The 20,043-nt window shown below is 46.8% G+C and carries 13 protein-coding genes; 5 read left to right on the top strand and 8 right to left on the bottom strand.

The window, feature by feature from the left end; all coding sequences use genetic code 11:
- Positions 1-79: 79 nt before the first annotated feature.
- Together V1L65_RS28205 and V1L65_RS28200 are read right to left on the bottom strand one after the other, a co-directional pair.
- Positions 80-721, bottom strand: a complete 642-nt coding sequence (locus V1L65_RS28205) for a methyl-accepting chemotaxis protein (RefSeq protein WP_442955729.1) — start codon at positions 719-721, stop codon at positions 80-82.
- Positions 722-1,178: 457 nt separating this feature from the next.
- A complete protein-coding gene (locus V1L65_RS28200; RefSeq protein ID WP_331702680.1) occupies positions 1,179-1,952 on the bottom strand; it encodes a phytanoyl-CoA dioxygenase family protein in 774 nt (257 codons plus the stop codon).
- Between the two features lie 138 nt (positions 1,953-2,090).
- Between V1L65_RS28200 and V1L65_RS28195 the strand changes: the two genes are divergently transcribed.
- A complete protein-coding gene (locus V1L65_RS28195; protein ID WP_331702679.1) occupies positions 2,091-2,891 on the top strand; it encodes an AraC family transcriptional regulator in 801 nt (266 codons plus the stop codon).
- A 73-nt stretch (positions 2,892-2,964) separates the two neighbouring features.
- On the opposite strand, the gene V1L65_RS28190 is transcribed toward V1L65_RS28195, so the two are convergent.
- On the bottom strand, positions 2,965-4,638 hold the full coding sequence (locus V1L65_RS28190; protein ID WP_331702678.1) for a DUF4091 domain-containing protein: 1,674 nt from the start codon (positions 4,636-4,638) through the stop codon (positions 2,965-2,967).
- A 165-nt stretch (positions 4,639-4,803) separates the two neighbouring features.
- Between V1L65_RS28190 and V1L65_RS28185 the strand changes: the two genes are divergently transcribed.
- Both V1L65_RS28185 and V1L65_RS28180 read left to right on the top strand, forming a co-directional pair.
- Complete coding sequence (locus tag V1L65_RS28185; RefSeq protein WP_331702677.1) at positions 4,804-5,181, top strand: AraC family ligand binding domain-containing protein; 378 nt, start codon at positions 4,804-4,806, stop codon at positions 5,179-5,181.
- The gene (locus V1L65_RS28180; RefSeq protein WP_331702676.1) at positions 5,121-5,669 is read left to right on the top strand and encodes a helix-turn-helix transcriptional regulator; all 549 of its coding nucleotides are present in this window, start codon (positions 5,121-5,123) and stop codon (positions 5,667-5,669) included. Before V1L65_RS28185 ends, V1L65_RS28180 begins: the two co-directional genes overlap by 61 nt.
- Before the next feature lie 317 nt (positions 5,670-5,986).
- On the opposite strand, the gene V1L65_RS28175 is transcribed toward V1L65_RS28180, so the two are convergent.
- On the bottom strand, positions 5,987-6,862 hold the full coding sequence (locus V1L65_RS28175; protein ID WP_331702675.1) for a helix-turn-helix transcriptional regulator: 876 nt from the start codon (positions 6,860-6,862) through the stop codon (positions 5,987-5,989).
- Between the two features lie 105 nt (positions 6,863-6,967).
- On the opposite strand from V1L65_RS28175, the gene V1L65_RS28170 reads away from it, so the two are divergent.
- Entirely contained in the window at positions 6,968-7,942 is a 975-nt protein-coding gene (locus V1L65_RS28170; protein WP_331702674.1) for an alginate lyase family protein, read from the top strand.
- A 312-nt stretch (positions 7,943-8,254) separates the two neighbouring features.
- On the opposite strand, the gene V1L65_RS28165 is transcribed toward V1L65_RS28170, so the two are convergent.
- The 4 genes from V1L65_RS28165 to V1L65_RS28150 all read right to left on the bottom strand — a co-directional run bounded on the left by V1L65_RS28165 (position 8,255) and on the right by V1L65_RS28150 (position 16,299).
- Positions 8,255-12,778 carry an Ig-like domain-containing protein gene (locus V1L65_RS28165; RefSeq protein WP_331702673.1) on the bottom strand — a complete coding sequence of 1,508 codons (4,524 nt, stop codon included), beginning with the start codon at positions 12,776-12,778 and terminating at the stop codon, positions 8,255-8,257.
- A gap of 60 nt (positions 12,779-12,838) precedes the next feature.
- Entirely contained in the window at positions 12,839-13,708 is an 870-nt protein-coding gene (locus tag V1L65_RS28160; protein WP_331702672.1) for a carbohydrate ABC transporter permease, read from the bottom strand.
- Positions 13,709-13,734: 26 nt separating this feature from the next.
- Positions 13,735-14,634 (bottom strand): ABC transporter permease, encoded by a 900-nt coding sequence (locus tag V1L65_RS28155; protein ID WP_331702671.1) that lies wholly within the window; start codon positions 14,632-14,634, stop codon positions 13,735-13,737.
- A gap of 75 nt (positions 14,635-14,709) precedes the next feature.
- Positions 14,710-16,299, bottom strand: coding sequence for an extracellular solute-binding protein (locus V1L65_RS28150; RefSeq protein ID WP_331702670.1), 1,590 nt, complete (start codon positions 16,297-16,299; stop codon positions 14,710-14,712).
- Between the two features lie 379 nt (positions 16,300-16,678).
- On the opposite strand from V1L65_RS28150, the gene V1L65_RS28145 reads away from it, so the two are divergent.
- A complete protein-coding gene (locus tag V1L65_RS28145; RefSeq protein ID WP_331702669.1) occupies positions 16,679-19,012 on the top strand; it encodes a helix-turn-helix domain-containing protein in 2,334 nt (777 codons plus the stop codon).
- Positions 19,013-20,043: the final 1,031 nt, after the last annotated feature.

Here is a 20,043-nt window from a genome sequence, read left to right as displayed (position 1 = left end):
AACGATGCAACATTCATGCCTGTGCATAAATATTGCATCGCTTATAGTAAAAGCATCCATTCTATGTACAACTGGAAAACTAGTTTGTCATATCTACCAGAGACTGGGACATTGAGTTCAATTCCTCAACACTAGCGGTTACCTCTTGCGTAGCGGCCGCTTGCGACTGAATCATGAGCGTGCTTTCAGTAACCTGTTCAACTACTGTTGCCAGCGATTGATTGATAGCTTCCAAGCTGCTTTCAATATTTTTCACAGCATCTCTGCTGTGCTGGGCAAGCTTGCGAATTTCATTGGCGACTACACCAAAGCCGCGTCCTTGATCGCCCGCTCTAGCTGCTTCTATAGCTGCATTGAGTCCAAGCAAGTGAGTCTGATCTGCAATCTCCACAATAAGCTGGCTTATCTCTCCCGTTTTCTTAGCATGCTCGCTCATTTGCTTCATTAGGTCGCCTGTGTTTTCTTGTGTTTTTGTCAAGGATTGCGCCTTGTCTGCAATATCGGTAACTGATACAGAAATTTGCTCCAAAGATGCTGCCAGATTAGTAGCGGCATCTATAAGCGCTTCTTTTTTAGCCGTAGACCTGCCGACGCCAAATCCTCCTATAACCGCTCCTTCATTATCAATAACCGGAATCGTTACCGCTATAAACGGAGTGCCTCGCACCTCTTTTGGCACCTCGATATATTTGGTCTCGTTATCCTGAATCGCTTCGTACATGCCATCACCGGGGATAACTGCTGCTCCGGCCTCAGTCATTTGCATAGAAGGATCAGCGTCAAAGTAAATGTATTTCTCGAGATCCGAAACCGCAATCATAACTTCCTCGTCTCTGTAAAGCTGTTTCAAGTAAGGCGCCGCTTGTATAAATGCCTCTAACTTATTCATTATTTTCCTCCTGTCGCTTTACATATTAATGGATATTATATTACATCATTCGACAACATTTGCTTGAACCCTTTATGCCGCAATAAAAAGTTTAAGCCTTCTGCACTAGGTCTAGCATAGGTGGCTGACAGCGTCCTTAATAAATGTCCGTTATTAATTTTTTTTCGCCATTTTCATCAGCTAAGGGACATTTATGTACGATTTGGTTAATTGTGGGTATTAAGATGCCTCTATTTCAAAAAAAAGAAGCCTCCCCTTTAACGGAGATGCTCCCTTTTCCTATTCCTTATCATTTAAAGTACATTTCTGGCATATCGTTTTGCATTCTCATATGGCTGATATACCGGCAGTAGTGCTGATAATGGGCATGATACAGCTGGCCGTTTTTAGCTGGGGAATAGGTCAAATATAGCTGTCTTCTGCTCGTATTCGCTGTATTCGGTCCGCTTTGATGCGGAGCAAACGAATGGAATATAATAATATCTCCAGGTTGGGTTTCCACAATCTCCCCTTTGGACGCATCGATCTCTGCAATTTCCTCATCGTTCATATTGCGCAGCTCGCCAATTGTTGACCGGAAGCGGTCATGATAGCCAGGGAACAGCTCAAGCCCGCCGTTTTCCTCGGTAGCCCCGTCAATCGCCACCATAACCGAGATCAGTCCTTCAATCGGAAAGCCCTGCCACCATGAAGCATCCTGATGCATCGTATAACCGGACACGCCAGGCAGCTTAAATATCAGCTTATCTTTGAACAACAGCGGTTCGTCCATATAAATATCACGCAATGGAGTAAGTATCCGCTCATCCTTCTCAAGTTTTTGGAAAACACTCGATATATCCTGAACAGGGTCGATTTTCTCGATAATATTGCAGTCATTTAATTTACGGTAATTTACACGCAGGTTATTCGGATCCAAATATTCGTTTAACGTAAGCAGTCTTTCACATTCCTTCTGCCATACTGCGGCTTCCTCTGGTGAAAATACATTGCGAAGGACAAGGTATCCATTTTCCTTATAATCTTTTAGCTGGGCATCTGTTAAAAAGGTAGAGATTTTCATGTTGGCACTCCTCTTCTTAAAAAGAATATATATTTTTTCTGCATCCTTGATATAATCATATTATTGACTCAGCTTGATTAACATGCAGTTTATAATCAATTTACATATCCTTTTTTGTGTCGAAGGGAGCTTCCTACTATGTTGGAGCAGCTGATGTGCATTCATCTAATCCGATGGTATCAAACGAATACAAAACGCTTTTTTATGTTATCAGAGGATACGTATGACAATTGGGTTATACTGGCGGCTGACGAGGGCAGATTTGAGTATAGGCTCGGTAAAGAAATTGGCATTGCCAAATTCGGCGATATCATCCTTTGTCCGCCTGGTGTACCGTTAGAGAGGCGCGCGCTAGAACAGTTATCGTTCCTGTTCATTGAATTTCATTGGGGGGATATGAACGAGGAGGTGCAGCGTTTACTTGCCACAATTCCGCGCGGGAAGATTTCATTTCACCGCATTGACCGCTACTCTACTATTTATTCTTTAATCCGCGAATTTTCTGATATAGACATGCCACACCATTGGATTCATAAGCAGCATCTGTTACGGGATATTTTATATTTGTACATCATTGAACATCAGCACCAGGAATCTGCAAATCTTGTTGCCGCCAAGGATCCTATCGTTCGCAAAGCCGCCAGCCATTTGCAAAATCATGCGTTTGAGCCTTTATCGCTGCAGGAGCTTGCCGATCAAGCGGCGCTTAGCCAGTCGCAATTTTCCCGACGCTTTCAAGCTAGCATGGGAGTAACCCCTATCATCTATTTGACAGGGATCCGCATGCAAAAAGCCCAGAGCTTATTGATCAACTCTGAGCTTAATTTGGACAATATTGCGCAGCAGTGCGGTTATCAGAACGGCTTTTACTTAAGCCGGGTATTTAAAAAGCGTTACGGCGTTAGCCCTTCGCAATTTCGAAAAACGTATCAAATTTGAAAAAGCATAAAGAACGATTGAAAGACGCCGGAACAATCCCCAGCGCCTTCAATCCTTGAAAAGCTATTCTGCTTTAAGCTAAAGCTTCCGCAATCGCAGCATTAATGCGGTTACGAGCCTGCAGCAGCCAATCTATACTTCTAGGATATTGCTTGAAAGTAATAGGCTCTGCCAAATCCTGCTCCAATACCTCGAGTGCCTTTTCTCTGCCCGCAAGCTGCTCCAGCAGCTGAAGCGCCCTCATATCCTGCAGCCCTTCGTAGAATACTTCCCAGCGCAAGGAATCAAGCGGACCGTCTGAACCCGGATAAACGACAAAGGCATCCCCGGAAGGGAAACCGCAGTCTGCATCCGTCACTCGGAATGGATCAATCTGCTTCGTCGAGTACTGGCTGTACCAGAAATTAAAGCCCCAGTGCAAAAAGCCTTTAACGTCAAATTTATACAGCTGTGTGCCAATAACCCGGTTGCGATACGAAGGCATGCTGAAAAAGCGATTAGACACTTCAATATATTGTCCGCAGCAATAATAAGTCCATAGCGGCTCTACCTGCTGCTCAATGAATGGCTCGATATGGTCATTTGACGGAATCGGCACATCAACGAGCCCTTGCTTATAAAATTCAAAATCGGACAACGCATCTAGGAAAGTAAAGGCGCCGAGATGAGCCTTAAGTATTTCACTTGCTTTGCGATAATTTTCCTGATGCGCCAATGCCGGCTCATCGGATACATGGAAGAATACATGCTTCTCCAAGCCATGTTTATGAATGAATGCGACAAGCTCGGGTAGAAACTGATTCAGAAACGCAACATAAGCTTCACCTGCCGCATCGGTTTCCCAGCCAAATATCCGCTTCTCTTCACCATCTACGTCGGCTACAATTTTAGGAGCGTGAGCGGCTCCCCATTGCGTAAACAAATGAGAAAATTCGTAATTCTCAACGCCAGCTCTTTGGCACATTGCAATCCAGCGCTCCAGCTTGTCAAAGCTGAAGCTGTATTTGTTTTCACCTGTTCGCTCCACACCGATCAGTTGCACCGTCGGGCGCTCGCTGCCAACAGCTGTATCAAGCGGAGGCGTAAACAAAGGTGTAAGCAACAGATTAACGCCATGTCTGGCCGCATTGTTTACATACTTCTCAATAAGCGCCCAATGCTCCTCGCTGAATACATCCACCTCATACTGCGTTGCAATGCAATCGGTGTGAAACCATTCTGTATGAAGCAATTGCTGAGCAGGCAGTTCTGCCGGAAGCACCTCCAGCGTGAACTGCTCCTCTCCCAAACGATTGCCGCTGTTGTCCGCAAAAGCAAGCTTTATAGCATAAGCGGCAGCTTTCTCCCCACAATTAACCTGAGCTTTGACAGGCAGCGCAACGGTCACCCATACTGCGCGCCACTGATCCGGTACCGCATGTACGCCTTCCTCGAGCGGATATAAAATATCCGGGTACATGCCAGGCGTTTTTCTTATATAGTCATCATCTGACTGTGCAAATGTCGGCATATCCGACGGTGATAAACCTACAGACCGAACTGTGACATACGGCTCCAGCTCCGATTCGACAGAAACATTAAGGTAGCGAAGCAAGCTGTTAGAGCGGTACGCTACTTGAAAGGAATACACCTCATTCCACAAAGCTGTTCCGCTATTGATCTTCGAATCTAGCAATTCTGTGTCTCCAAACACCTTGCTCAAGGAGCTTAAACAACGCGTCTCAAATATAGTCGAAGCACTATTCATTACGTATCCTCCTTTAACTCTGATGGTTTCATCATAACAACTGGAGCATAGATCAGCAATCTAACTATATTAAACAAACTATAACAATCTTGACTTTATTTTCAGAAAATATTATGTATAAAGATAGTTTATATATTGATTATGGAAAGGCAGGAGATATTTTCGATGAAACAAGGCGCCTTTGCTTTCCGTTTTACAGATGCTCTCCCTTACTTGCTGCTAGATTCGATAGGCTGGCAATCTACCGATTCTCCTTATTATGGCAATGACGGACGGGAACGATCAGATTTTGGACATATTGTCTTTCAATATACGTTAAGCGGTGAAGGGCGAATCGAGCTGGAGGGTAAAAGCTACAGCCTAACGCCGGGCAAAGCATTTCTCGTTAAAGTCCCTAGCGATCATCGCTATTATTATTCGGCCAAACGTCAGAGCCATGGGAGTTTATATGGCTTAATGCCAAGGGAGAGGATGCGCTTCGGATGTGTGACCGAATTATCGAACAAGAAGGCGCAATACTCTCTTTGCATGAAAATAGCTTAGCTCTGTCCAGCTTTTGGGATATGTACAAATCTATCTCTGAGGATCAGCTTTCCGATTGCGCAGAGCTTTCCGTACTGTTGTATCGATTTATGCTGTCACTGTTAACGCCGGAGGCTGGCCTAACCTCCAAAACAGAGCACTCGACTATCGTCAGTAAAGCGAAGCATTTTATAAAAGAAAACTACGCGCTGCCGCTTTCTTTGGAGGATATCGCCACTCATTGCGGTGTAACCGGAGCCTACTTGTGCCGGCTGTTTCAAAGAAATGATCTGGCTTCTCCGCTCGAATACTTGCGCCGGCGGCGAATTGAGACAGCCGTCACGATGCTGCGCACAACCGATTTAAGCGCACAGGATATTGGCAGGCAATGCGGCTTTGACAGTCCCAGCTACTTCAGCAAAACCTTCAAAGCTTATCTGGGCTTCTCCCCGCGCGAATATCGCGAGCAAACGATAAATTATCCATTTGACACAATTTTTTTGGATTAAAGGGCAGAGCAATGCAGCTGTTGCATCCTAGAGGCGCTTGATAGGCACGATATCGCTATGGAGCATAATGAGCAAAAAGTTCACAGATAACGCTGCTGACGAAGGTGTCGATTAATTGTGAGCAACTATTAATAAGCAATGAAAATGGGGGAACGGAGAGCAAGAATGGGAATGGAGAAGCGGTAGCGTCCGCCTTTGTAGGCCAATTTTATCCATTACAGGGGTTATTTAATCAGAAATATTGGACTACAACAGCGGTCGGAATCCCAATCTTGATCGCAGTGGCCCCCTTTCTATTGCTTGTTACTCTATGCCCGTTAATTAGCGGAATGATGCAGCGCAGACCTATAATCCAGCGGCGTCATGCTCTTGTGTTTTTTGAACAGCTTGCAAAAATAAGGGGCGCTTAACCCGCCGATCTCGCAAGCGATTTGCTGTACCGTTTTGTCGGAATTGCCCAATAGCACGCAGGCTTCGCGTATTCTTCTGGATGTGATGTAATCAGTAAGGGTAACCCCGGTATATGCCTTAAACAGATGAGACACGTAGTAAGGAGAAAGATGAAATTCCTTCGCCAGCAGCTCTAGACTGAAAGACTCCTTAAAGTGAGCTTCAATCCAATCCATAATCGCTTCAATATGAACTGTTTTTTTGATCGCCCAGCCTTCCAGCGGAAGCTCGTTATGTGCAATAACCGCTAATTGAAGTTGACGCAGCAAGGAAATTAAAAATAAGATGCGGGCCTCTTCCCGCTCCTCGCCAGACTCTTCTACTGCTTGAACATGGCCCTCCATAAGTCCCGACAGCCTGTTATCATAGAATGTGAATTTGGGAGAAGGCAGCGTTCCCTTGGACAGATAGTGAAAAAATGTTTGAAGCTTGGGATACGGCGCCAAATAGGGCTCCAAATAACGGGGATCAAAGGTCAGATTCGTTCGGACATATCGGGTCCCCTTTTGGGCGAAAACCTCCAGCTTGTGCAGCTGGTAAGGCTGGAAGCAGAAAAATATGCCTTTTTCCAGCTTGTAGGAGCGGCCCTCCACCTCCACCATCCCGTGGCCTTCATGGATGAACAACAGCTCCAAACCCTGATGCGCATGAAATTTAAGAAAATGGTCATCCGACCACTCATCCCGATATGCAAGAAAAAAGCTGCTTTGCGCCGGATCCACATACTCGATGTAAGAAGCCAACTCTATCACCCCCGATGCTATTATCGCAAACTAGTTATATTTTAGTGCAACCGAGAATTATTCGTCTGGTACTATAATGAAGACAGAATAGTTAGGAAAGGGTAGATGCACGCTATGAACAACTCGACCGCATTGGACCAGCTGCTGCAAGTTGCGAATGAGAGCTTGCAGGTTCGCTGTCATGCCGTTCCGATCTGGCAAATTCCCGGCTACTATTTCGATCCGGCTGGACATCAAGCTGCCAAACGGCTCATGGAAGCAGACGCACAAGCCGCCTACACGACAGCGCTAGCCCACCAAATTACAGGAGAAGCCGTCTATGCGGATAAAGCAATCGAACTGATTAACGGATGGGCAAGCATCAATCAGGAATTGGCCGACAACGATGGCCCGCTTGTTTCCGCTTATTTGGGAGTGGGTCTCATACAAGCGGCGGAGCTCATTAAATCCTATACGGGCTGGCGCAAGGATAATCAAAATCAGTTCGTGCGCTGGATGACCACGGTTTGTTTGCCGGCATGGGACGGCATCCCGCTCCGTAACAACTGGTGGAGCTGGAGCTTATACGCCCAGTTGGCCCTGTTCCGCTTCATGGATGACAGAGAATGCTTCGCGGCAGAAGCCGCCAATCTAAAAAAACATATCGAAGCTTGTATTGCACCTTCCGGATTTATCCCCGAAGAAACAAAGAGAGGAACAAAAGCGATCTGGTATCACTATTTCGCCTTGGCTCCCATAACGGCAGCTTCCAAGCTAATTCTTGACGAGACTGGCGAAGATCTGTTTCACCGTACCTATCCAGGCGGCAAAAGCATCAAAAAAGCGCTCGATACGTTATTGTATTATGTCGACGGTCATACAGAAGAATGGCCATACGACAAAGATCAAAACATTCCTCCGCTTGGCGCCCATACATGGCCGTTGGATTTGTTTGAAGCGATGTCCAAAATTTATGGAGATCCCTCATACGAGCGATTCGTCTCTCCTTATCGCCCTATAATCGGCCATATTAATAAGAACAACGGTTATTTTCAATCGTACGCTTGGGTATTTCCAGAGCTTCAATTTATTGCGAAGTGAGCATTTCGGCTTGCAGACCACAGTGACATAAAAGGTTGGATAGCCTAAACCGCTGCCACAGGTTTTGAATGGCCTTGAATTACTTTGACCGGCAATCATAACCCCAAAAGCCTTGGACGACTTCGTCCAAGGCTTTCTTCGAATTATAAGAATTTTATAAGTTTTTTTCTATAAACTTCTTCTTATAATTCATCGGTAAACGCGCCTTTCCAAAGGACGGCGGAACCGTTTATCCTAGTCCAAAGCTTAATTCTGCTAACGATCACGTATGAACTAAATTTATTGAATCCTTGCGTTCAATCAAGTATGAACTTAATCCGTCGAATCCAACCCATGAATAATATAGTTGGCATCCCGCAGCAGATAGGAGGCAGCTTCAGCTCTAATGTGCTTGCCGCTTTGTGCCTGAACCTGATTAATAAAAGCTTGTAATTGGCCGTGCTCAAGCTTCTTAGTCAAGCTGTTTGCGATTCCATGGTTGTCGATCCAGGACATCTCTATAAACAGATCGACGAGTTCCTTCAGTGTGCTCGCGTTGGCATACGTATTGAAGGTTACCGTGCTCTCCTGAGTATTCCCCGCTCTATCACTGACGGATACGGTGAATGTATGGGAGCCCGGGGCTAGCGTATAGAGCTGAATCTCCGTTCCATGCTCTATTGACTGCCCATCTAACAGCGCGACGGTCTTGCTGTCATCCACCCCCGACAGCGCGTCGGAAGCCGTCCAAGTTATAGTCAGCGTTTCCATACTTGCATAATCACCTGCAGCTAGCCCCTCAATGGCTAGTACGGGTGCACTGCCATCCAGCTTGAAGCTGACCATTTTCTCGTCCTCCAGATTTCCAGCCCAATCTACTGAGCGGTATGCAACCTCATAGCTGCCGTCCTGTGCGAAAGTTAGAGACTCTTTGTAGATCTGCCATGTCTCCCCGCCATCCGTGCTGTACTCGGTCGTTGTTACACCCGTGCCCGCGTCATCAGCATTCAATTCAACAGTAACAGGCCCATTATACCAGCTATTTGTCCCGTCAGGCAGCGCCGGACTCAGGACCGCTGAGGTCACAGGAGCAGTTCGGTCAATCATAGTAAGCTTTACATCGTCGAACCACATTTCGCTGAACCCGCCTACATAGAAGCCTACTGTTCCTGAAGGATTATGCTTGGGATCAGAACCATTCAGCTTCAGCTCCCCGTCCACATAAACACGGATGCTGGAGCCATCTACTAGAATGCGGAAATTGTACTCCGTGCCAGGCAAAAGATCCTCGTATGCAACGTCCTTGGTTTGAAGTATGGCCCAAGCCGGATCATACAAAATCCACTGTGAAGTGCCATCTGGCAATTTCCTGTATCCAATCTTTCCAGAATTACCAGAAGCGGAACGGTCATATACGTAAAACGTACCCTGAGACGGCATCTCGGCAGGCGTTGTCAGCTTGAAGGTTAAATCGTAATCTGTAAATAGCTTTGGATGCAGCGCAGATGCGCCTTTTAAAATTTTGTACTTTTTGTTGCCATTCACCGTCACAATGCTGCGATTAGGGTCTACCGGCCAGCCGTTCGCCCCCGAATCGAAATCGGTGAAGTGAAGAATATCCGAAACGACAATCCGGATGGATGCCGCAGCTGCCGGGTTGGCAACTGAGGTAACCGTTACTACAGTTTCTCCTTTGGCCAAAGCAGTGACCGTTCCTTCCGCATCGACAGATGCAATTTCTGGATTTGCAGACTGCCAGAGGACGGTCCGGTCAGCGGCATCTGACGGGTCGAATTGCACCTGCATCTGCTGCTGTTCATCTACGACCATATTGAGACTCTCATCCAACAGCAAACCGGCCACATCCGTCGTAGGAACTTTAAATTGAATATCGTCGAATAGAAGATAGTCAAAGCCGCCGGCATAGAACCCGACCTTGCCGGACGAATTGAATGTAGGATCGGCCGCCTTCAGCTTAAGCTTGCCATCGGCATAAACGCTGATCTCTTTGCCCTTTATGATAATCTTGATATCATATTCGGTATCCGGCAGCAGGTCCTGCGCGGGCAATATGTTTTGCTTGATGGTGGCCCAATCTTTATTGTACAGAATCCAGGAAGATGTGCCGTCCGCAAACTTCCGATACCCGATTCGGCCGCCGCTGCCGCTTTGGTTCAACCGGTCGAACACGTAGAACGTAGCTAATTCTGGAATGACAGGCGGCGTCTTTAGCTTGAAGGTCAGCTCGTAATCGCTGTAATCATTCTCGTTCAGCGCGGTTGCACCTTTGAGCAGCTTATACATGTGATTGCCGCCTTCGACCTCCACGATGCTCCGGTTCGGATCGCTCGGCCAGCTGTTCCGTCCGTTCTCGAAGTTCGTAAAGTCCATAATCCCGTCTCCAACCTCGACAGTCACCTGAACCTCGTCCTGTAGGAGCGGATTATCGGCAGAGACTGCCGTAACGACCGCATTCCCCAGATTAACCCCCTTCAGCTTGCCATCCGCGTCCACCTTCACGATCGACGGGTCGCTCGAGGCAAAAATAAGCTTATTGTTAGTAGCGTTCCAAGGAAGCACCGCCGAGTACAGCGAATACGATTTGCCAATGCCGATCGTCACTTGATCATCGTAAAGCTTTACCGCTTGAACAGGAATTTCGTCCGGTGTCAAATATGGCCCAGCTTTTCCTATGATCCCCATCTCGCTGAATGGGACGTCCTTGAAGCCCGGGATTTGCTGAAACACCGCCGCATCGGGCTTAAGATTCAAATCACCGCCTGCTAGATTTACAAAGCCCGGATCCTGATCCGTGACCCAGTTGTTCGCATATTGCACGAGATTGAACTTATCGTAAGCGCCGTTCGCATTCGTCGTGCTGCTTCTCGTTTTCGTAGGATTGTAGATGACGTTATTTTGGAATGTATTCGTGTCCGGATAGTAACGGTTCTCCGTAAAAAAGTCCGCCAGCTCAGGATATTTCGTCAGATGCGGCATTCCTACGAAATTGTTGTATTTTTCGAACAGCGCACGCCACGGACCCATATAGTTTTTAGAAATTTGCTGTTCCGGCTTGTCGCCCAAGTACAGGTCTGCGTAATCGTAAGGAACCTTGGCGTCAATGAATAGGTTATTTTGTGTACGGATATGAGCGCCGCCGTTGTTTAAAACAGCGGAATTGCCCATCCGGTAGAAAATGTTTTCTTCAATTGTAATGCCCATCGTGAAGTTGTCCGGATAGACGCCCTGAACACCAGCGATGCCTTCCCCGATGTGATGGAAATAGTTTCTCCTAATAACCGATCCCCGCTCCTGCGGCGCTGCGCCCAGATTCATGTAGATGGCGCCGAGATCCGAAAACGTTTTGCATACGTCATAAATGTTGTTGTATTCCACAAGATGGTCGTTGCCAAAAATGAGTATGCCCGGATGGGGAGCGTCATGAATTTCGTTGTGAGAAATGCGGTTTCCAGCTCCCGTCAGGATGACGGCAGGGTTATAAGCTTTATGATAATAGGCAAAATCATGGATATGACTGTTCTCCACTACGTTGTTGCCCGGCTCCAGCGTCAGCCGATCCCCGCCATTCAGAATGACCCCCGTTCCTCCGACATGGTGAATGTCGGTGCTGATGACGGCATGGTTGACTCCCGTTCCTTTGGCGAAATCGTTGTACAGCCAGCGGCTTTGTGTATTAATTCGCACGCCCCCTTCAGTGAAGTTGCGAATCTCGCAATGCACCACCCGGACATGGCTGCCGCCCATAATGATCACGGCCGAATCCCGGCCATTTTCCATAATCAGGTCCTCGAAAGTCACATACGAAGCGTTAACCGTATTAATCATAGGAGTTTTCAACATGGACACTGTAATCTCAGGAGCTTCCGCCAGGAAGGCGACAGTCGGCATAAAATAAAGAATGCCTTGGCTCCGGTCAATATAATACTCTCCCGGCATGTCGATCTCTTCCAATAAGTTTTGGGCAAAATGGAAGTCCGGGTACCAGTTTTTGAAGAGACCGCTCATTTCCCCATAAGCTAATGTGATCGCCTTGTTCTCAGTATCAATAGAAGCGATTTTGTTGTACGACCACTCCCAGCTATAGCCGAAAATACCGTCCAGCCATATGTCTTCCGCCTGGCTCCAAAGCTCTGGCCGCTCATAGGTGTATGTGAATGTGCCGCCCCGGGTCTGCAAGTCGGGATCTCTGCGGGTTGGGCCCGGGTCGAGAATATTGCCCATTTGAACGGTTCCGTTGTTCGGCCATCTTGCAAGGGTCATGCCTTCACCATCGATGTACAGCTCCATTGGCGGAGTTTGGCTGACATCATTGGCCAAGTAATAGCCGTGACGGCTCATAACGCCGTAATCGGTAATACCATGCGCCATCAAGTCCGCTTGCAGCACCTTGGTTCTAGCATCCGTGCTGATGATCCGGTTCAGAACCGATTCGTCCGTTACAGGAGTAAACCAAGTTTTCTCCAGCTGCAGGCCGCCGTTCAACCGCACGGATTCGCCCGGATAGGCCCGATAAGTAATTGGTTTGTCCGCCGTCCCGGAATCCTGCTCCTCCAGCAGAAAGGTTCCAGTCCGATTGTAGATGCCGTCTCTTAAATAAACCGTAACACCGCCATCAGGCAGCCCCGGGCCTTGCTTCAGCTGGCGGATCGCATCTCTGGCCTTCTCCAGGGTAAGGAAAGGAGCTTCCTCTGTCCCGGGATTGGAATCGCTTCCACTTTCAGATATGAAATAGACCGCTCCAGAACTTTGCATCTCCTCCGCTTGGACCCCCGTGACCGGGATACAGCTCGCTATTAAGGCAATGATCCACAAAAACATCATCGTTTTTCTTCTCATATTACATTCAAACCTCCTATTCGATCTGAATTTCTGAGAGGGAACCATAAGGTTCCCGGATTAACCTTTCACAGAACCGATCATCGTTCCTTTTTCGAAATATTTCAACAAGAACGGATACAAGACAAGCACAGGCAGCGAGCATACGATTACCGACGCCATCTTCAAGCTCTCCGGCGCAGGAGGCGTCAGATTTGTTGCCGTCGTAAACGGATCCAGCTTGTTCTCGATCAGTATTTGCCGAACGACTTGCTGCAGCACAAACTTCGATTGATCGGTCACATACAGTAAATTATCCATAAATGCGTTGATATGGTGTACCAGCGACCAAAGCCCGATCGTGACCAGCGACGGGATGGAGAGCGGCAGTACGATGCGGAATAAAATCCGCAAATCTCTTGCTCCGTCGATACGGGCCGCTTCAATCAGCGCATCCGGTATGGAACGGAAGAACGAGAGCATGACCAGCACTTGAAAGGCGTTAGCTGTCGACGGCAGTACGTAGACCCATAAGGAGTTCAACAGATGCAGTTCCTTCATTAGCAAGTAATTCGGCACAATGCCTCCGTCGAAGATCATCGTAAACAGCAAAAGCAGTACTAATATCCTTTTCATAGGAAAATCGGGCCGCGACAGCGGGTAAGCGGCACAGACGGTAACGAGCAAGGTCAAAAACGTCCCCACTACCATGCGGAACAGTGTATTCGCATAACCCGACCAGATGAATGGATATTCAAGCAGCTCCTGATACGACCTCCATTCGAATTCCCTCGGAAAAAAATGAAATCCGCTGCGCAGCGCCTCCCCGCGGCTGCTAAAGGATACAGCAATGACATGGATGAACGGATACACAACGACGAGTGCGAGCATCGTTAACACCAAGTAGATGAAAAAGGGAGCGATTCGGTCTTTCCAACTTTTGGCCTTCATACCTGTTTTCCTCTTGCTTCCTGCTTCTACCATAACCCATTCTCCCCTCGGCTCAGCTTCCTTATGGTCAAATTGGCACCAAGAATGAGCAACAGCCCCACCAGAGACTTGAACAGGCCAATCGCTGCCGTGTAGCTGTACTGAAATTGCTGCAATCCGACGCGATAAACATAAGTGTCTATAACATCGCCGGTTTCAAAGGTGACCGGATTAAGCAGATTAATAATTTGTTCGAAATTTGCGCTTAAAAAGCCGCCCAGACTCAAAATAAACATGATCGCGATTGTAGGCATGATCGAAGGAATATTGATTTTGATAATGCGCTGCCAGCGGTTCGCCCCGTCGATAATGGCCGATTCCTGCAGCTCCGGGTTGATGCCCGCGAGTGCGGCAAAATAAATGATCGACCCCCAGCCCAAATCCTTCAGAATTGCCGTGGAGACGACTATTGAACGAAAATACTCTTTTTTGCCCATATAGAAAACGGGCTCCTTCCCGAACCATCCCGTGATTTCAGCTATAACGCCGGAGGTCGGCGAAAGAAAGTAGATGATCAGTCCTGACATAATGACCCAGGAAACGAAATGCGGCAAATACATCGTCGTTTGTATGAATCTTTGAAAATACCGGGACCGGACCTCATTCAGCAATAGCGCCAAAATAATCGGAGCTGGGAATGCAAAGATCAGCAAGTATAGGTTAAGAAGCAGGGTGTTTTTTAGAAGGCGATAAAAATCACTATTTTGAAACAGTTCGATAAAATGCTTTAACCCTACCCATGGGCTTCCCCAAATCCCGTCCACGACTCGGAAATCCTTGAACGCGATGACTACGCCGTACAACGGACCGTATTTGAAAATGAAAAAAAACACAAAGGAAAACAGAAACAGCGTGAGCAGCTCTCCGTGTTTACGTATCGTTTTCATGCTATCCTTCCTTGCAGCCCGGACCTGCCATTCTGCAAAAGCCAAGTTCGGCTTTTGCAGAACAGCGGAATCCGCTTATTTTTTGAATTGTGCCTGATACATCTCGTTTGCTTCCTTGGTCAGCTCATCGCCGCCTCTTGCTTTCCATTCTGTTACGAATTTATCGAAATCATCGAGCGGAATTTCACCGCTAATAATTTGAGCGAAGTACTTTTGCATAAGCGAAGTAAGGTCAGCCTTGTACTTGCCATCGGATGGCAGCGCTGAGAACAACAACGCATCGGTCAAGTTAGGAGCAGAGGAATACGTTTTGATCGCTTCGTTCAGCTTTGAATTGGAATACTTCTCGCGGTAAGCTTGCGTCGTAATGTTACCGAGGGAGAAGAGACGAATGCCGAGCTGATCGCGCTGCTCTTGCTTCTCAAAGCCTTCAAGATATTTAGTTGCTCCAGAAGTCGCTCCACTTTCTGTGAAGTCCCAAGTTTTTCCCTTTACCCCGAGGCTGGTCATATTGATCGTTTCTTCGTCACTGCTCTGCGCACGAATAATTTCTAGAAGCTTTTCCAGCTTCTCCGGCTGATCCTGCACTTTGTTGCCAAGGACGACGAAATTACTCTTCACTCCCCAATCCCAAGAGCCGTCCCCGCCTGGCCCTTTCGGATTTCTGGCGAACACCAGCTCCGCATCGGGATTCAAGGACTTCATTTCCACCACGGTCCCGGACTCTGGAAGCGCGCCTTTGGCAATTTGCTCCTCGATGACGCCAATCCGGTTATTGTAAAGCTTCTTCCGGTACGAATCCTGCGTATCGGTAATGAACTCAGGATCGATAACCCCATCAGCATACCACTGCCGCAGCTTGGCCAAGGCCTCCTTTGTCTCCGGCATGACAGAGCCGTTCATAATTTCTCCGTTTCTTTCATGCCACATCGTCGGTTCTACGCCGAACGCTCCAAAAATGGAATAGAAACCGGATGACCAGGTGGAGGTAGCTGTACCTGTCAAGCCGTACGTATCTTTGGCGCCATTTTTATCCGGGTCCTTCTGCGCGAACGCATAAACCGCCTGCTCGAACTCCTCGAGTGTCTCTGGAACCTTCGTAATCCCAACATTGTCCAGCCAATCTTTACGCCAAAGCATAGCCAGATCATAAGGCTTCAGATCGATGAACATCGGGATGGCCCATAGTTTATCGCTAAAAGTAACCGTTTGGAACAGGGCACTGTTTTTTTCAATATCTGCATAATACTCAGGCAGCTTTTCCTTTAGCATGTTCTGATCGATGCTCATCAGGACACCCTGGTTCTGGTATGCGGCCACGTTAGCAGGATCGCCCAGCATAAAAATATCTGGAATTTCGCCGGATGCGATACTGGCATCCGTCACCTTCACCGGCTTGATTTTCACATTGAATTTTTCTTCAAGCCACTTTTGAACCTCAGAGTCTTTTACAACGCCGGAAGCCTGGAAGTGGATGCCCCATGTAATTTCTATTGGCTTTTCAACTGCTTCACTTGGGTTTGCGCTCGGGCTGATACTTGGCGATGCCGTATTGCTTTTATTGTTATTATTATTGTTGGAGTTGGAGCCGCAGCCGGCCAGCAGGCCCGCTACCATCATTGCTGCCAAAAAGATGCTTCCTAATTTCTTGCGTTTGCTTAGCAAAAAAATCTCCCCCTAGAGTCAATATGATTGGACCGTATCGCAGCTTTCACTCCCGGCCGGGATTTGATAGCGGTTACAACTTTTACGATAGCGTTCTCTGGCAAGGTTCACAATCTTTTATTTCGATTCTTTTTTATGTTTTTTTGATTTTTGCTGTTTGGAATGCATTATGTTTTTCTGCTTTTTATATGTTTTTCGAGCTTCCCCTTTGCGCTCAGCTCAACTATTGATATAATCCCTCTATAGTGTTTGCGATAAGAGCGCCTCTTTTCCTGCTTCTATGGACTCAACGAATGATTTCGCATAATTTATCGGCACACTTGATTTGCACTTTAATTTCGCAATGTATTATGTAAGCGCAACCAATTGAAGAAGGGGTGTGATTACCCTGCTGGGATACCGAGCGATCAAAAATAATACGATGTTCGTCAAGCTGCTTCTCTCCTTAACCGCAATTGCCGTGATCACCGTCATTCTTATTGCCACAGTCACCTACTCGATTTCGGCAGATAACAGTATTCATAACGCCATCGAATACAACGAATCCATTTTGACGCAGCAGCAGGAGCTCATCCACAAAGACCTGACCGCAATCAGATATGCCGTCGCCGGCATGATGGCAAACCAATCGTACCTGTACCAAACTAAAAACGGCAAGTTAACCGTCAGCTCTCTGATCGATTTGTCACGATTCGTTGAAGAACAGAAAAAGATCAGTCCTTACATCGATTCCATCTATTTATATTACGAGCCGTTGGAGCTAGTCCTGACATCACGTCCCGAAATCAAAACGTCGCCTATTTCCACCTTTGCAGATACATCCTGGCTGGACATCTGGAAGCAGCCATCTGAAAACCGCACCATTTGGTTAACCGGACGACCAAACGGCTTCGCATCGGATCAACCAGCCGCAAGCCTGCTGCAAAAAATGCCTTTGATTGGTCAAGTAGACGGCGCCATCGTTATCAACTTGAAGCTGGAACAGCTTTTCAACGACTATTTGAGCCATTATCACAATAAAAAAGGAGCCACGCTCGTATTGGGGCCGAACTCCGAGCTGCTTTACTCCGATGATGCCGCAGGAGAAGCCTTGCTGCAGCGGGTGGACCCTGGAAGGCTTACCGATCGGAGCGGATACTATATAGACGATTCCAATCAGATCATCTCCTATACAACCTCAGAGCTAACCGGCTGGAAGTTCGTTGATGTCACTGAACGCTCCGTGCTATTGCAAGGCATGGACCGCATCAAATTCATTGTTTTCACCGTTGCGGCGGCATACCTGCTAGTGGCAATCGCCATTTCCTTTTATTTGTCAAGAAGATTGTACCGGCCGCTCCAAAGCGTTATCACCTACATCCGAGGCTCTGCGGCAGGCCAGCGGGAAACCGAGAGCAAAGCTGCGCCCACGGGTGACGAAGCCGGCTTTATCCGTCACAGCTTCGATCAGCTCGTTCGCAACTGGGAGACACTGATGAAGGAGAAACGGAAAGTAGATCTTGTCCTAACCGATAATCGTACGGCCATTAAGGAAAAGTATTTGAATGATCTTATCCAAGGCGACGGCGGAACAGAACAGGCAGCGGAGTTGTTGGGTATCCGTCTCGATTTTGCAAGGTTCGCTATGCTAACTCTTGAGCTGGAAAAGCCTTTTCCGGAAATGGGAGCGGACGGTATATTCCAATATCATTTGTTTCGTTATGGAATGATGGAAGAACTGGGAGCCGATATTGACGGAGAGATATTCGCCAAGGATGATAAGAGGACCGTTATCCTCCTTTCCGTTCCTTTAAGCGCAGACAGCTTCCCGATTGAGCAGGCCAAAAGACTAAAAGAGCTCTTGTTGAGCCGGTACGGCATAACTGTCACGATTGCCGTCAGCCGAATCTATGCGGGAGAAACATCCGTCCGCTCAGCCTATGAGGACACGCTCGAAGCGCTAAATCTAAAAATGTACATCGGCAAAGGCGAAGTTTTGCCATACTCCATTCTAGGCGACTGGAAGACAGAGGAAGAAGCTTACTATTATCCGTACGAGCTGGAAACGAAGCTGCTGCAATCGATTCTTCAAACAGACAAAGAGGAATGCTTCAAGGCCATCCGGCAAATTACACAAACGGCGATTAATAAGAAGCTGAGCAAGGCAAATATTCAGCAGCTGTTCTTCCAGCTGAGCGGAGAAATTTTAAAGGCATTGGTCCAATCAAGGGGCGATACATCGGCAGTATTTGGCGACCAGCCTTCTTATGCTGAAGCGCTCGCGCGTGCCGAGACCTTGCCGGATATGGAAACGTGCTTGCTCGACATGTGCGGCAGAATCATCGACTACCATAAGGAAAAACGCTCCAAGATGACCGATGTGACTCTTCAGCTGGCGACGGATTATATGGATGCGAACTTCAACAAAAATATTTCCGTAGATACGGTTGCCGAATATGTGCAGCGCAGCTCATCCTACTTAAGCCGTGTCTTCAAGGAATCTACGGGTATGACTATCAACGACTATTTGATCCAGCTGCGGATCAAAAGAGCCATGGAGCTATTGAAGCAGCTTCACCTTTCGCTTGAGGAAATTTGCCGGGAAATCGGGTATGCGAACGTAAGCTACTTCAACAAAATGTTTAAAAACCGGACGGGGCTTACGCCCGGACAATTCCGGCAGCAGCAAGCCGCGAATAAGCATCTGTTCCAAGTGAAGGAACAGAATGAATAAAAGCAGAGGCGGGTTAGGCGCGGCGGCAGCGCTGATCATTTATGTATGAAATTTCATATACATTTGGTCATTTTGAGGTCGCACCTACCAGTTCTGTATGGTTTTTCATATACATTTGGTCATTTTGAGGTCGCACCTACCAGTTCTGTATGGTTTTTCATATACATTTGTTCATTTTGAGGTCGCACCAACCAGTTCTATATGGTTTTTCATATATATTTGTTCATTTTGAGGTCGCACCTACCAGTTCTGTATGGTTTTTCATATACATTTGTTCATTTTGAGGTGGCACTAACCAGTTCTGTATGGTTTTTCATATATATTTGTTCATTTTGAGGTCGCACCTACCAGTTCTGTATGGTTTTTCATATACATTTGTGTTTTTCGCGCTAATTCAGCTTATTCTATATGAAATTTCATATACATTTGCTCATTTTGAGGTAGTACCGACCAATTCTGTATGATATTTCATATACATTTGTGTTTTTCGCGCCATTTCTGCTTATTCTATATGAAATTTCATATACATTTGCTCATTTTGAGGTAGTACCGACCAATTCTGTATGATATTTCATATACATTTATGTTTTTCGCGCCATTTCGGCCTATTCTATATGAAATTTCATATACATTTGTGTTTTTCGCGCCATTTCTGCTTATTCTATATGAAATTTCATATACATTTGCTCATTTTGAGGTGGCACCTACCAGTTCTGTATGGTTTTTCATATACATTTGTGTTTTTCGCGCCAATTCAGCTTATTCTATATGAAATTTCATATACATTTCACAACCGTCACATTTGATCTACCCTTTACTCCACTCTAACGGTTGCAGGAAGCGCTAATCCGTCTAATAACCCGCTTTTTAATATCTAACGGTTGCAGTTGAGCTTATTTGCCTCAAATCGCACTGGCCTTGCATAGAACCTTACATCAAACGCATTAAAAAACCATTTTTGGGTTAATGGTCAATACCTTGGAAAATTTTACAGTTTGGTTTTTGGCGAATTTGCTAATAAGTCGAGGCTT

It is taken from the genome of Paenibacillus sp. IITD108 (assembly GCF_036541265.1).
In the GTDB taxonomy this organism is placed as follows: Bacteria; Bacillota; Bacilli; order Paenibacillales; family Paenibacillaceae; genus Pristimantibacillus.
Note: the sequence above shows the minus strand (reverse complement) of the source record. Positions and strands in the feature narration are given on the sequence as shown.